Source organism: Pseudoalteromonas sp. QJM3NY_22 (assembly GCF_056173065.1).
Genome location: NZ_CM149655.1, coordinates 220,078 through 235,488 on the forward strand (window position 1 = coordinate 220,078; position 15,411 = coordinate 235,488).

Annotated in this window: 9 protein-coding genes; 6 read left to right on the forward strand and 3 right to left on the reverse strand. The window is 40.3% G+C overall.

Annotation, left to right across the window (positions count from 1 at the left end; translation table 11 throughout):
• Positions 1-52: 52 nt before the first annotated feature.
• Positions 53-1,312: an IS4 family transposase gene (locus tag AC0VZ4_RS01090; RefSeq protein WP_475440670.1), complete on the reverse strand. Its 1,260-nt coding sequence runs from the start codon at positions 1,310-1,312 to the stop codon at positions 53-55.
• Between the two features lie 502 nt (positions 1,313-1,814).
• Between AC0VZ4_RS01090 and AC0VZ4_RS01095 the strand changes: the two genes are divergently transcribed.
• Positions 1,815-2,447, forward strand: coding sequence for a YiaD family glycine zipper/OmpA-like lipoprotein (locus AC0VZ4_RS01095; protein ID WP_475440671.1), 633 nt, complete (start codon positions 1,815-1,817; stop codon positions 2,445-2,447).
• Between the two features lie 97 nt (positions 2,448-2,544).
• Entirely contained in the window at positions 2,545-3,252 is a 708-nt protein-coding gene (locus AC0VZ4_RS01100) for a hypothetical protein (protein ID WP_475440673.1), read from the forward strand.
• Positions 3,253-3,293: 41 nt separating this feature from the next.
• Here the strand turns inward: AC0VZ4_RS01100 and AC0VZ4_RS01105 are convergent, their stop codons facing one another.
• Positions 3,294-5,072: an ABC transporter transmembrane domain-containing protein gene (locus AC0VZ4_RS01105; protein WP_475440674.1), complete on the reverse strand. Its 1,779-nt coding sequence runs from the start codon at positions 5,070-5,072 to the stop codon at positions 3,294-3,296.
• An 88-nt stretch (positions 5,073-5,160) separates the two neighbouring features.
• Between AC0VZ4_RS01105 and AC0VZ4_RS01110 the strand changes: the two genes are divergently transcribed.
• The 3 genes from AC0VZ4_RS01110 (at position 5,161) to AC0VZ4_RS01120 (ending at position 9,496) form a co-directional block, all read left to right on the forward strand.
• Complete coding sequence (locus AC0VZ4_RS01110) at positions 5,161-5,568, forward strand: DUF3224 domain-containing protein (protein ID WP_007376442.1); 408 nt, start codon at positions 5,161-5,163, stop codon at positions 5,566-5,568.
• A gap of 262 nt (positions 5,569-5,830) precedes the next feature.
• A complete protein-coding gene (locus AC0VZ4_RS01115) occupies positions 5,831-6,448 on the forward strand; it encodes a LysE family translocator (RefSeq protein WP_475440675.1) in 618 nt (205 codons plus the stop codon).
• Between the two features lie 171 nt (positions 6,449-6,619).
• Positions 6,620-9,496, forward strand: a complete 2,877-nt coding sequence (locus AC0VZ4_RS01120; RefSeq protein WP_475440676.1) for a TonB-dependent receptor — start codon at positions 6,620-6,622, stop codon at positions 9,494-9,496.
• Positions 9,497-9,537: 41 nt separating this feature from the next.
• Here AC0VZ4_RS01120 and tnpC read toward each other — a convergent pair whose 3' ends face one another.
• Positions 9,538-10,977, reverse strand: a complete 1,440-nt coding sequence (tnpC, locus tag AC0VZ4_RS01125; protein ID WP_475440677.1) for an IS66 family transposase — start codon at positions 10,975-10,977, stop codon at positions 9,538-9,540.
• A gap of 148 nt (positions 10,978-11,125) precedes the next feature.
• Between tnpC and AC0VZ4_RS01130 the strand changes: the two genes are divergently transcribed.
• Positions 11,126-15,382 (forward strand): alpha-1,6-glucosidase domain-containing protein, encoded by a 4,257-nt coding sequence (locus AC0VZ4_RS01130; protein ID WP_475440678.1) that lies wholly within the window; start codon positions 11,126-11,128, stop codon positions 15,380-15,382.
• Positions 15,383-15,411: the final 29 nt, after the last annotated feature.

A 15,411-nucleotide genomic window follows, 5' to 3' on the forward strand; every position in this document is an offset into this window, starting at 1 on the left:
CCCTAGTTTGATTTTAATATTGTAAGCCTAACAATTAATCATAGCTTAGTTCTTAAGGAACACAGACCGTGTGACTTCCTATCTTAAAACGGCAAATATCATTGTTTTTCTCAATGCTTTGCCGCTTACAATTTACCGCTAGTAGCTCAAATACACGATGTATCTTATGGCTGCACCGTGTTTGTTCTATGCAATCCAGAATATCATCCAACCAAAGATAACTGCACTTACTCGCTCTAAATGTCGAGATCGCACACTTAAACATACCCGCTGCACTATGGCAGATAAAACGCTTGATAAGTGTTTGCAGTATACTCAGCCAAACCAATGATTCGGCAATATGAGGATCTCGTGTGATGAACCCTTTAAGGTTATTCCATGACTTTAGTTCTTTGAAAAACAACTCAATTTGCCAACGAGTTGCATATATATCGAGTAGCTCGTCAAAGCTAAACTGTGCCTCTTTTAAATTAGTAACAAGGAAAACGGGGCGCTTTTCATTCGGTAAATAGATAAGCCTGTACTCGGGCCCATTTTTCTTCCAACGTACTGTTAATTCAAGTGGTTGGCTTGCGAATTTATCGAGTAACGTTTTGATTTTAATGTTCTTTTTTTTAAGTTCTATACCCGCGCAATAAGCTGATGTAACGATTGGGTTAATGTTTTTATTTGCTCTGATCAAAAAATATCCGCCATCTTGAGCTACTTGCTCAAAGTAATCTAAGTCAAAATACCCAGCATCAGCAAGTAATAACGTATCTTCAAGTGTGTGGCTACCTGGTAAAAAGGCGCGCTCAGTTTCAACATCAGGACGAATATCTATTTCGCAGGGTTGTTCATTAAATAGGTCATAGGTAACGTGCAACTCAATTGCGGCAGGACTTACAGCAGTAAAACGACCAGCAAAAACCTGCGCTAATTCATCATGTAGAGCAAATGAAGAACCATCTTGCAATAACACTCGCTGTATTCCTCGCTGGGTAAAAAAGGTTCTATCCAGCGTGTTTACAGTCAATTTAGACATCGCTTGAATAACGAGCTCACGGACAAGCTCAGTCAAGGCTGGTTTTCGAATTTGATTATGAAAGGGTTTATAACTTATCGTGCAATCAGCCTGCGTTCGCAAGTTTTGATGGATATCTGACAAGTTAGCGTCTTGCAGGCAAGATAAGCTTTTAAATACGGCTTTGAGCAGAGAAACGATCGACAGGCAACGGTGTCGAACTTGAAATCCAGAGGTTTTTGCAAGCTCAATGAGGTGTTTTTCTGAGATAAGGGCTTTTAATTGGTTTGAAACTTGGTTAATCTGCATGTGAACTCTGTTTTTAGTCATGTTTTTATTGGCGTAACTATTTGATCATTAACAGAGTTCAACTTCAAGTTTTCTTAAGATCCAACCTATGAACAATTAATAGTTCACTCATCGCGCATATTTGTGCCGATAAAACGCTTATTTTAATTTTAACAAATTACCTAAGATATTACTATTACTATTACTATTACTATTACTATTACTATTACTATTACTATTACTAAGTTTTCTATTGTCTTTGGGCAAAACTAAATGAAGCAATATGCGCGCCTCGTTCATTTTGTGAATATGTAAGCAACAGTTTGACTATTCAATTAGTTATTATATTTTGACAATACCAATGTTCGCTTATAGCTCATGGTCGCCTATCAGATGAACTTTAAACCAAGTCCTAATGACTGTAAGCCTTGGTATGAGCTGCTACATTTTAACACTCTCTTCATAGTTTGTTCATACGTGTATTTGCATACTCCTGCTAAATTCTTATTGAATAGGTAACATCATGACTTTAACTAAATCACTTTTAAGCGTAACCGTATTAGCTGTATTGCTTTCAGGTTGTGAAATGAATAACGCAGGTAAAGGCGCAGCAATTGGCGCTGCCGCAGGTGGCGTATTAGGTAAAGCTACGAGTAACCATAAAGATAAACGCTTTTTTATTGGTGCAGCAATAGGGGCACTTGCGGGCGCTGCTGTTGGCGATTACATGGATAAACAAGAAGAAGCATTTCGTGATGAACTTGCAGGCTCTGGGGTTGAAGTTGTGCGTGAAGGCGACAACTTACGTTTGGTTATGCCATCAAATATTACCTTTGCGACGGATCAATCTTATATTTCATCAGGTTTTAACGACACGTTAAACGCGATTGCAAAAGTAATGAACAAGTACGAAAAAACTTACCTTAGTGTAGAAGGGCATACTGATAGCACAGGTAAAGATAGCTACAACATGAACTTGTCGCGCGAGCGTGCACAAAGTGTAAAAGACTATTTAGTGAATCAACAAATTATGGCTGCACGAATTAGCACTAAAGGCTATGGCGAAACACGTCCAATTGCGACTAACGATAGTGCAAATGGTCGTGCTCAAAATCGTCGTGTAGAAATTCAAATAGTGCCTAATACACAAGCTTAATAGCAAAAACCGCGCTCATGCGCGGTTTATTTGTTTATTTAATGGCACTTTTAAACCGGTTAGCTGTCATAACTAGTTCTTTCATAGGGACATATTTATGGCAAAGTGGCGTTCGACAATTATTTTATCAATACTTTTACATGGATTATTGTTGTTTTTTTTAGCAACTTTAAAGGTACCTGAAATAAAGCAGCCGCAATCACCGCCAATTAAAGCCTATATGGTAAGTGTGCCAGCCAAAATTAAAGCAACACAGCAAGCGCTTCAACAGAGTGTTAATAAAAGTGTGCGCATAGAAAAAAAGCCAAGTGAGCCGGTAAATAAAACAGTATTAAAATCAGTAAGCTCTTCTAGTAAAAAAGCAGAAAAAACGGCTGAACCGGTAAACTCCACTATAACAAGCTCGACCAAAATAAATGCCCACTCTGCAGCATTAACGCCATATAAAAAAATCGACTTACAAAAAGGCCTTAATAGCATTTTACAGCAACAAATAGGATCTTTACCTGCTAGTACAACCTCTACTGGTACAACAGCTGATGAATACGCAACGGTAAAGAGGATCACAGTTCCAAAAGTACACTCTGCAACGGTAAAACCACTATTACAAATAGAGCAGCAAAGTATGCAATTTACTACCTATCGCAAAGGTGATACTTGTTTTAAAAAGGTGTTTATTGGCGCAGGCGTTATGCCAAAGAATGACTTACCAGATAGTTATTTAACCGCAGGGCAATTGTGCGGTAAAACTAAGTTAACAGAGGCTTATGATGCGGCTATGAACAAATGGTTTAGCAAAAAGTAGCAGCAAAGCCGCTGCTACTTTAATTAATTACTTGTACCAGCTCAATCTTTATTAAACTGTAATTCACATAGTTTTTGATACAGCGGATTGCTGGCTAATAACGCTTGGTGAGAACCCGTTGCTATTATTTCCCCATTTTCCATTACCACAATCACATCAGCATGTTTTACCGTGGCCAGCCTATGGGCAATTATTAACGTTGTTCTGTTTTGCATTAGGTGTTCAAGTGCCGCTTGTACGTGGTGCTCACTTTGTGCATCTAGTGCGCTGGTGGCTTCATCAAGAAGGAGTATTTCTGGGTCTTTTAATATAGCGCGGGCAAGCACAATACGTTGCTTTTGCCCACCAGATAACCTAACGCCTTGCTCGCCTAAAAAGCTGTGATACCCTTGTGGCAACTGTTTTATAAACTCATCGGCGTGGGCGTGTTTTGCAGCGGCATACACTTGCTTATCGGTTGCATTTGGGTTGCCGTAGCGGATGTTATGCATAACATCGGAGCTAAATAAAATAGGGTTTTGCGCTACCATGCCCATTTTATTGCGCAGAGTATTAAGTGATAGGTCTTTAATATTTATATCTTTAAACTTAATAGCTCCACTGGCCGGATCGTAAAAACGTTGTAGTAATTCAAATAATGTAGTTTTACCAGCGCCGGAAGGGCCAACAATAGCCACAGTTTGGCCTTGCTCGATATTTAGGCTTATTTTATTAAGAGCACTTACGTCGGGGCGAGAAGGATAGTTAAAGCTAATGTTTTCAAGCGCAATTGCAGGGCTGCTACTTTCTTGCAGTAAATTACTATCTTGTGGGTTTAACGGGTTTTCTATTTCACTTTTAACAGCAAGTAACTCAAGTAATCTTGCAGCCGCGCCTGCTGCTCGTTGTAGTTCGCCATACACTTCAGCAACGGTAGCCACCGACATTGCCACCATAATAGCGTAAAACACAAATGCACCTAACTCGCCGCCGGTCATAGTACCCGCAAGTACATCGTTACCACCCACCCAAAGCATTGCGCTAATGGCACTAAAGGTTAAAAAAATCACTACGGCTATTAAAAACGAACGTTGTTTGATACGTTTTTTAGCCACGTTAAAGGCTTTTTCGGTCTCGAGTGCAAAGGCATGTTGCTCTTGTTCTTCGTGGCTATAGCTTTGCACTACTTTAATATTTTGTATGATTTCGCCTGCATAGGTACTTATGTCGGCAATAGCATCTTGGCTTGAGCTTGCAAGCTTACGTACCTTGCGGCCAAATACCATCATTGGGACAAGTACTAGCGGTACACACGCTACAACTACTAAAGTAAGTTTTAAATTAGTAAACAACAGCATAGCAAGCCCACCAATCAGCATAAGTACACTGCGCAACGCCATTGAAAATGATGAGCCAATAATTGATTGTAGTAATGTGGTGTCGGTGGTTAAACGCGACATAAGCTCGCCACTGCGGTTTTCTTCAAAGTAGCTAGGGTGTAGCGTTACAATACGATTAAACACGGCTTTTCGAATATCGTTACTGACTCGTTCGCCAATCCACGACATTAAATAAAAACGGCTAAAAGTGCCTACTGCTAATAAGCTGATTAAACCAATAAGTACTAATACGGCCTGCTGTAATTGGGCCTTTGATCCTGCAATAAAGCCATGATCAATAACAAATTTAACACCTTGCCCTAATGACAAGTTAACGCCTGCGGTAACTAATAACGCAGCTAGGGCGGCTACTACCATCCATTTGTACGGTTTAATAAACGCAAAAACAGGTAATAAACTGCTAAATGCAGCTTTTTCGGCTATAGATGTTTCTTTTGACATAGTGGATTCTTTTTGAAGGTTAAGGTATAGATATGGCATCATCGAATTAAAAATCAATAGTATTAAATATCATCAATAAGGATTCGTTATGACTACAAATATAATAAACGGTGAATTTACAGTCACTTTAGCGCCCATTGAAGGTTATGCCAAAGGGCAGCAAGGCATTAACTTAGGACGCATGTCGATAGATAAAACATTTAAAGGTAGCTTAAATGCCACCAGCCAAGGCGAAATGCTTAGCGCCATGACGCCTACGCAAGGCAGTGCCGGTTATGTTGCCATAGAGCAAGTGTTAGGTGAGCTTGACGGCAAAAAAGGCAGTTTTGTATTACAGCATTTTGGCACTATGGATAAAGGCCAAGACAGCCTAATTTTAAATGTAATTCCCGACTCAGGCACTGGCGAACTTGAAGGCTTAAGCGGCAGTATGAAAATTCGTATAGAGCAAGGTATTCATTACTATGACTTTGAATACACTTTAGATAGTAAATAACCTGAATTCTGGATAATAAATCTATCTTGAGCAGCTATTTTCAGCGCTAACTGCGTTGAATTTACTTGCAATAGGCCCGCTATTGACGCGTAAATTCGCCTTGTTTTCACTGAGAATCTCTGGCTAGAGAAAATAAATTTAAATATCATTATGATTCAATACGTTAGTAAATCTCTTAACCAGAGTTCAGGTTAAATAAAAAAGCATAGGTAAGTACTTATGCGGATTAGTTATTGAAAACCATAAGTTATAAGGGATATAAATGGCTTTATCTGTTTGGTTGAGTTTAGCATTGGTATGCATGATGGGTGCAATGTCACCAGGGCCAAGCCTTGCAGTGGTGTTAAAGCACACGCTTAGTGGTGGCATGAAAAACGGTATGCTTGCCGCGCTCAGCCATGGTATTGGCGTTGGGCTTTATGCTGCAGCCTCATTACTTGGCTTAGGTGCATTAATGGCCCAACTTCCAACACTATACCAAATATTGGTGTATTTAGGCGCTGCGTATTTAGCCTATTTAGGTTTAAAAATATTGCTAGCAAAACCAAGTAATAACGAGCTGCAAGTACAAAAGAGTGAAGTAAGTGCGAGTAAAGCGCTACAAGATGGATTTGCGATTGCTTTTTTAAACCCTAAACTCGCGATTTTCTTTTTAGCGTTGTTCTCACAATTTATAGATCCGCAAAATCTCACTTTAAGCATTGGTATTATTATGTGCTTAACCGTGTTTGTAATTGATACTGGTTGGTATTTATTAGTTGCAGTACTAACTGAGGTGTCTAAAAACCGTTTTGGTTTTACTAAGCAAAATCCGTGGTTAGACAAAATACTGGGTGTTGTGTTTATTGCCCTAGCCATAAGGGTGGTAATTGGTTTGTAGTTTTATAATTGGTTGTTGCTGAATTATTTGTACAAAATAGCTACAGCCAAAGCCCTCTATGATGCATACGTATTCATCACAATTTGATTACCTTTTAGTTACACTTTGTTGGTTATGTTTTAACTGCACTGACTGACATAACGCATAACAATAACTAAAAGGTACGCACACATGAAAAAATTCAAATTAAGCGCGCTAATGCTGGCATTATTTGCTGCAAATAGCGCAATAGCGAATGAAAGCCAAACTAAGGACGAAAGTAAACCTGAAAAAGTTCAAGCAGACTTAGAAGTAATTGAAGTGAGCGGCTTTAGCCGCAGCTTAATACAGTCTTTGAATCAAAAGCGCTTTAGCGATACGGTATCGGAGCAAATATCAGCGGATGACTTAGGTGCTTTACCTGATATATCAATGGCTGATGCACTGACGCGTTTACCTGGTATATCGGCGGTAAGAACCGGCGGCCAAGCTGCACAAATTAACATCCGTGGGCTTTCGGGCGGCTTTGTTTTTTCGACATTAAATGGTCGCGAGCAAGTATCGACCAGTGGTAGTCGTAGTATTGAGTTTGACCAATACCCTTCTGAACTTATTAGTTCTGCTGCGGTATATAAATCACCCAAAGCATCCTTAATTGAAGGCGGTGTAGCGGGCACTGTTGAACTTGAAACAGCAAGCCCATTAAATAATTCACAACAGCATAAATTTGTAGCCAATGTGCGAGGCATGTATAACGACCGTGCGTCAGAGGTATTTGATGCAACGGAGTTTGGCGACCGGATTAGTTTTTCATATCAAGGTAAATACCTCGATGACACACTTGGCGTAGCACTTGGTTATGCGCGATTATTTCAGCCAAGCGTCGCAACTCAGTTTATTGGCCTTGCTTACAATGATACTAAAAATGTTGATGGGCTCGCTAACGACACTAATGGGCCAACGCAAAATCCAGCAAACGAATACATAAGTGAAGGCTTTGAACTACAGCACTCAGGTGGAGAAGAAACTCGAAATGGTTATTTAGCCGCAATAGAGTGGGCACCTGTTGATAACTTTAGACTTAAAGGGGATGCGTTTTTATCTCGATTTGATAAAAAGTCATTTGCTCGTGGTTTTAGGGTGAAGTTAGGTGGCCCTTCTGCAGCATATGCAAATCCTCAGCTTGATGGAAATACAGTTATTGGCGCTGCTGTAAATCGAACTTCACAAAGCTATACTCGCGTTGAAATAGTAAATGATGATAACCAAGACTTTGACGAAGTAGATAGCTTTGGTGTTAACGCTGATTGGCAAGTGAATGATCGTTTAAGCGTTAATGCAGATGTGTCATTATCACGCGCTAAAAGTAACTTTAGAAATGGTTTGTTATGGAGCTTAGTAGCTGAAGATGCCAACGCAGAAGCCCCTGTGTTTGATACGAACGTTGCGATTAACTATCAATTAAATGGCCTAAGTTTACCCGATGTTGGCTTTAATCAAGCCGCTGCATTTAGCGATATAAACCGCGTTATGGTTAGTAAATACGGTATTTACCCGGATCAAACCGAAGATGAAGTAACCGCATTTAGGCTCGACTTTAAATACGAATTAGAAAACGATATATTTAGCTCTGTTGAGTTTGGTGCACGCTATTCTGATAGAGAATATAGCCGTAAGCGTTCGGTATTTGAATACGGAAATGATGGCGCATTTTCATCAACACAGCCTCCAATGCGTTTAACAGACGAGATGACCTCAATTGTTGATTGGCAAGGTGAGTTTAGTTATTTTCCCTCTTATTTAGCCATTGATTTAGACAAAGCGCTAAACGCATGGTTTCCAGATGGTACACCACAACCAGTGCAAACATGGGGTAATGCAGACGGTGTTGATGACGCCCAAGGATATACTAGTAATTACTCCTGGACATTATTGCAAAGTGGTTCAGTGTTTGAAGATGTATTGGCCGCTTACGTGATGGTGAATATAAATACTGAAGTTGCTGGTTTAGCGTTGTTAGGTAACGTGGGTGTACGTCGAATTGAGACAGACCAGTCGGCAACCGTACTTGAAAACGTAAATGGTGATGCCCGCTTGGGAGCACAAAATATTGTTGACGAAAACGGGATTATTAACGACCTTTATGCACCCAATGTACTAGGGACAAAGTACACCGATTATTTACCATCACTTAATTTAAACCTGCAATTGAATGACAATTCTCAATTGCGGTTTGCTGCCGCTAAAGTGATGTCGCGAGCACCAATAAACCGCCTTGCCGGTGATGCCAGTGCTAACGTAAGTGATGATGGGGTCATTAATGGTTCGAGCAATAACAACCCATTTTTAAAGCCATTTTATGCTGACCAATATGACTTATCTTACGAATATTATTTTGAAGAGAGTAACGGGTCTGTAGCCGCAGCCCTATTTTATAAAAACATAGACTCGTTTGTTGAAACCTTATCAATCGAAAACTTCGACTTTAAAGGCAATGGTTTTAACGTACCTGATTTTATTGAAGACCCAATAAGTGGTGAACAAGTTGCCACAACCAATGGGATTTACACCACCGCCGTTAACAATGGCAAGGGCGGTTATATTAGAGGGTTAGAGTTAGCTTATACCCATGTATTTACGTTTTTACCCGAGCCATTTAATGGGTTAGGGATCAACGGTAGTTACTCTTACACCGAGAGCGAAATCTCGTCTATTACCAGTTTAGGAGGCGATACCGTATCGCAATCTTTACCTGGGCTTTCGAATAATGTAGTTAACGCGACTTTGTTTTATTCAAATAACAACTTCGAAACACGTTTAAATGCACGTTATCGTGATGAATTTGTATCTGAGCAAGTTGCTATCAACGAACAAGTTGTTAATTTTGACTCTGAAACGGTGATAGATTTTCAAACGTCATACAAACTTACTGATTCCCTAACAATGCTTTTGCAAGTTAATAACCTGACAGACGAACCGACCCAAAGCTACTTTGGCACAAAGCAACGCACCGGTACGACTCAGTACTTTGGTCGTCAGCTTTATCTTGGTTTTACTTATAGTCATTAATTTAGCAAGTTGGAGCGTTTAAAAATGAAAAAAATTAGTAACTATTCAGCCACATTTTCAATAAATATATCAGGTAACTGATTTTTGAAGAGTAATTCAAGGGCTAGGCTTGCTGATACATGCTGTTTTCTGCAAGTCGATAGGTAGCTTCTGATTAAACAAAACATCTCTGCACCTTGCATGCTTCTGAAGCACCCAGATATCTTTTGATGAACCTTGGTCATCCTAATATCATTCTCACCTTGGTTGTTGCTAAAAGGCACCGCTGTTTCCGTCATGAACCGTAAGACATCATCTTGATAATCTCTTAACCGCTCTAACAACGCTCTAGACTTTGTTCGTTTCAATCTGCCTCGCTGGCCTTTTACTCGGCTGTTTCTATCCGGTGGAGGGCATTTAATGTCACCTTGAGCCAATATTTGTTGATATTTCTCTATATAGTGAGCTTTTGTGTCTGCATCTAGCTCGGGGTTATCTATTTGATGTTTATTGATTTCAGTCAGTAGGGTTTGCAAATCCTTTGCCCATTGCATACCGTCTTGCTCCCATGCCCTTTCTAACTCTCGGATATGATGTGCATTACACAAGGCATGTTGGCACTGTGTATATTGATAATACGGTTTCCAGTGGTCGTGGCATAGTACCCCAGTAAAGTGAGGTAAAATATCGGCGTCATCCATCGCTATTTTCCCTCTTTTCTCATGCGGGTAAAAATACGTCCACCACGTCGTTGATGCACCATGAAGCCATCGTCGTTTACCACCTATATTAATCCCCGTTTCATCAACGTGTAAGGCTTGATAAGTCGTTTTCAGGGCTTTCTTGAGCGCGGCTTCTGCGCCGGAGGACTTTACCAAGGCCGCTGCTTGTTCATTAAAGTTAAATAAACTACCCGCACTGATTGGAATACCGAGTTGATCACAAAAATATTCTTCAATGCGGTTGTAAGGGAGTAATTGATATTGGGATAGGTAAACTGCATGGGCTTTTACACCAACCCCATATTGAATAGGACTGTTAACGTCTTCTGGAAATTCACCAATAAAACGCTTACCTTGCTCATTTTCCAGAATTTGTGCTTGGTATTCAGTGACCACTTTCCTGATATCTATATCGACAACCTGTCGTTTTTGAAAGCCAATTTCACGGTAGTGACCTTTCGGTAAAAAATCACGTTCAACTAGGATGATTTTGATCTCATCAGGCGTCTGTGTTTGGGTTAGTGTTTTACCTGCACGGCCTTTTTGACCACCCGCTGACTTGGCTGATTTCTCTTTGTTTTGTTTTTTTCGGTTGATGTCTTTTGATGGCGGGATACTGCTATTGTTACTGTTAAGTCCTAATTTACTTGCTAACATAACAACGACAACCAGAATGAGTTCAATAGACATCTTCAGCGCAGGCGTGAGAGTTTTACCTTCTTGTAATTGAGCTTTGGTTTTCTCAACGATTTCGTTGATGTTGATGCTGTTTAAATTCATTGAAGCTAGGGCTATTAGGTCATAGCCCTAGCTTGGCATACTGGCGGGATCGGTCAATAGTTAAAAAAGATCCTTTGAAAATAATTTACCATGGTGAATAGTTACAAAAATTAAAAAATATAGTTACTTCTTAGTCGCCTTAAACTTAATGCTATTAGTTGGATGTGGCAGTGGTGATGATGTGAAATCGGGGCAAGTGTTACTCACTTGTAATGTACCTCAAGTACCAAACGAAACTGGCACACAGTGTGTCGATCCTGAGCCGATTGAATGCGCAGCGCCAACGGTTCCCGACGAAAAAAATGAAAGCTGTATTGTTGGCGCTGATCCAACGTTACCTGATCCTGTTGTATTTCCTGGCGATAATGAGGCAATTTTATTTTATAACCGCGTAACAGACGCTAACTATGAAGGTTACCGATTGCATTCGTGGAATAACGATGTGTGCGATGCTTTTGCACCGCCTTTTGATACGAGCGATTGGGAAAACGGCCATGTGCATGATGGGATAGATCCGAATTATGGTGCTTATTGGATTATAAAGCTCAAAGCCGATTACAACGAGTGCGCTAATTTTATTATTCATATAGGCACAGAAGGTGATGGTAAGGCATTTGGTGATGTTGATTTAACAATGCCATTAATGCAAGACGACGAAAAATTTCAGCGTATGAACTTTACTTTACATGGTGAGCCGTCTGTTTTTGAGTTTCCTATTTTAAATTTAGGTGAGCGTCCGGTTGCTATTGCAGGGGCTTCTGCACATTGGATAGATTTAAATACAGTATTGTACAAACCGAGTAATGAACTGAGTCAAATCATTAAATTATATAGCTCTGCAAGCGCAGATTTAAAGGTTGATGAAGAGACTGGATTAAATGGTCAAAGTATTGAGTTGATACAAACCAACTTAACCGATGAGCAAGCACTAAAAGTACCGCACTTGAGTGATTGGACCGCTTATCAAGGTAACTGGGATGCAGAGGCCGCTAAGCAATTAATTAAACAACAACTGCTAGTGGCGGGTTTTGATGTTGATGGCAAACTTCTTGAAGCAAGTTACGTTCAAACAGCAAAAGCATTAGATGCGCTTTATACGCAAAATGAAAATGATGCTAACGAGGCGCTACTAGGCGTTAATTACAATAACAATGCAATTGATGTATCAGTGTGGGCACCTACGGCCAATAATATGATACTTAATGTGTTTGATGCCGATAAAGCACAAGTGCATAGCAGTGCAATGTTATTTGATAGTAATACTGGCATTTGGTCTATCAGCTTAGATACTAAATACGATCGCCATTACTACCGTTTTGCGTTTGATGTATATCACCCAATCACTAAAGCGATTGAAAGTTTATGGAGTACAGACCCCTATTCACTCAATGTATCAAGCAATGGTTTGTATTCGCAGCTAATCAACCTAAATGACGATGACACCAAACCACAGGGCTGGGATGAACGCAGTATACCGACCGTTACCAATCCAGAAGATGCAATTATTTATGAAGGGCATGTACGTGACTTTAGTGTGCGCGATACCAGTGTTAGTGCACCAAATCGCGGTAAATACCTTGCATTTACAGAGCGCGAAAGCGTGCCAATGCAGCATCTTAAGCAGTTGGCTGAGAAGGGGTTAACTCACTTTCATTTACTACCAGTGACAGACATTGGCACTATTGAAGAAAATGCCGCAGAGCGAGTTGAAATAACCGATACGTTAGGTAAGTTATGTGAACGTATAAATGATGAAGCAGACGCTTGTAAAACAGAAGACAAGAACAGCACTATTGTCCAGTTGCTGCAAAGTTATTTACCAGGCTCTGACGATGCCCAAGCACTTGCCAGTGCTATGCGTGACCTAGATGGTTTTAACTGGGGTTACGATCCGCATCATTTTATTGCCTCTGAAGGGTCTTATGCCTCAACGGCTGAGGGTATTGCTCGCGTAGTTGAAACGCGCGCTATGGTGCAGTCGCTACACGAAATTGGATTAAGAGTCGTGCTGGATGTTGTTTATAACCATACAACAGCATCAGGTATTTGGGATAAGTCGGTATTTGATAAATTAGTACCCGGCTATTATCACAGGTACAACGAAGTGAGTGGTGGCATTGAGCAATCAACATGTTGTGAAAACACCGCCACTGAGCATGTCATGATGGATAAGTTTGTCACTGATTCATTAGTGATTTTAGCCCGTGACTTTGGTTATGATAGTTTTCGCTTTGATGTGATGGGGCATATGCCTAAGTCATCTATTTTAGCAGCGCGTGAAGCGGTTCAAGCAATCGATGCAGATAACTATTTTTATGGCGAAGGTTGGGACTTTGGTGAAGTAGCTAATAACCGTTTATTTACGCAAGCAAAACAAGCCGATATGGCGGGTTCAGAGGTGGGTACCTTTAACGACCGTATCCGCGAGGCTATTCGAGGTGGAGCATTGTTTAGCAATAACCCAACCGATGGCAATTTAGCTGAGCAAGATACATTGCGTTTATCGCTTGCTGGGAATTTACAAAATTATATTCTAAAAGACTTTAAAGGTAATTCAGCCAAGGGCAATAGCTTTACGTGGAATACTCAGCCAACAGCATATGCACTTGACCCTGCCGATAGCATTAACTACGTCTCTAAACATGACAACGAAACGCTATGGGATCAATTACAATATAAACATGCTGCTAGTATGAATATTGAAGAGCGTGTACGTGCTCACAATATGGCGCTCGCTATGCCGCTTGTAAGCCAAGGCATACCATTTATGCAACTGGGCGCTGATTTACTGCGTTCAAAGTCAATGGATCGTGATAGTTACAATGCCGGAGATTGGTTTAATGCAGTTGATTTAACTAAGCAAAATAATAATTGGAATATTGGCTTACCTAATGCTGAGAAAAACCAAGAGAAATGGTCTGAAATAATGCCTATTTCGGGTAACCCTCAAGCTGCTGCACAACCGCAAAATATTGCTTATGCTGGTGGTGTTTTTCAAGAGTTTTTAGCTATTCGCAGTGCTAGCCCATTATTTAGATTAACCACAGAGCAAGATGTAATAGAACGTGTTGGTTTTCATAATGTGGGCAAAAACCAGCAACATGGCTTAATTGTTATGAGTATTGATGATGGCGAAGGATTAACCGACATTGATGCAAACAACGATGCGCTCGTTGTGGTTATTAATAGCACCGAGCAGTTGCTTACTCATAGCATACCAACGGCGAATGGCTTTGAGTTACACAGTATAATTAAAGATAGTGTTGATCCAATGATGGCTGCAGCTTCTTTTACTCAAGGAGATGGTGAAGGTAGCTTTAACGTACCAGCATACACAATGGCGGTATTTGTTAAGCCGCAAGACGATGGCCAAGGTGTAGGGTTAAGTGCTAATGCGACGGTAGGCGCCCCCGATGTAGTACCTTTTGCAAGTACTACCGTTTATGTGCGCGGCTCGTTAAATGATTGGGGTACTCGTGATGTACTTGAATATGTTGGTAATGGAGAGTACCGCTTAGCTGTTACGCTTAGTGCGGGTGACTATGAATTTAAAATAGCCTCAGAAGATTGGTCTACTGTCGATTTTGGTGCGCTATCAGATGCTGATAAAGAAGTAATTGAAAGTCAAAGTGAGCCCCTAACAGCTAGTGGGTCTAACATGACTTTTACTGCCGCTATTGATGCCACTTATGTGTTTGTATTTGATGCTAGCGATAAGGAGAGCCCAACACTTAAAATTTATAACGAGGAGCCATTTGTTGGTAATGCCATTTTTGTGCGAGGTACATTAAATAATTGGGGAGTCACAGACGAACTGATTTACAAAGGAAAGGGTATTTATACTTTTACTAATACTCTCGCTGCAGGGAGTTACGAATTTAAAGTTGCCTCTGAAGACTGGAGTTCGGTTGATTATGGCTCTGCTGATAGCGATATTAGTGCAACTATAGACAAAGCTAAACTATTAGCACTTGGTGGCGCAAATATGACTATAGATATTGCTAATGATGGCGAATATCAATTTGTATTGGATGCGAGCGATTTAAGCGCCGTTACATTAATCATTTTAAATGCGGAAATGTTTGCTGATACGCAAGTATTTATTCGAGGCAATTTAAATGAATGGAGTACGGATAACCCACTTATTTATCAGGGTAATGCTACTTATACAACGTCATTAGCTTTAGAAGCGGGTGATTATGAGTTTAAAGTGGCTTCTGAGGATTGGAGTACCGTTGATTACGGTGGTGTAGGTGAATCCCCAATTGTAAATATAGGTGAACTGACTTTACTGGAAGCGGTGGGTACTAATATAGCTTTGAGCGTTGCTGAGCAGGGTAATTATACATTTAGCGTTATTGGCCCTGATAGAAATAATATAAAGGTAATAATTAATCAACAATAGCATTTAGAGGCCGAGCATTACTATATGCT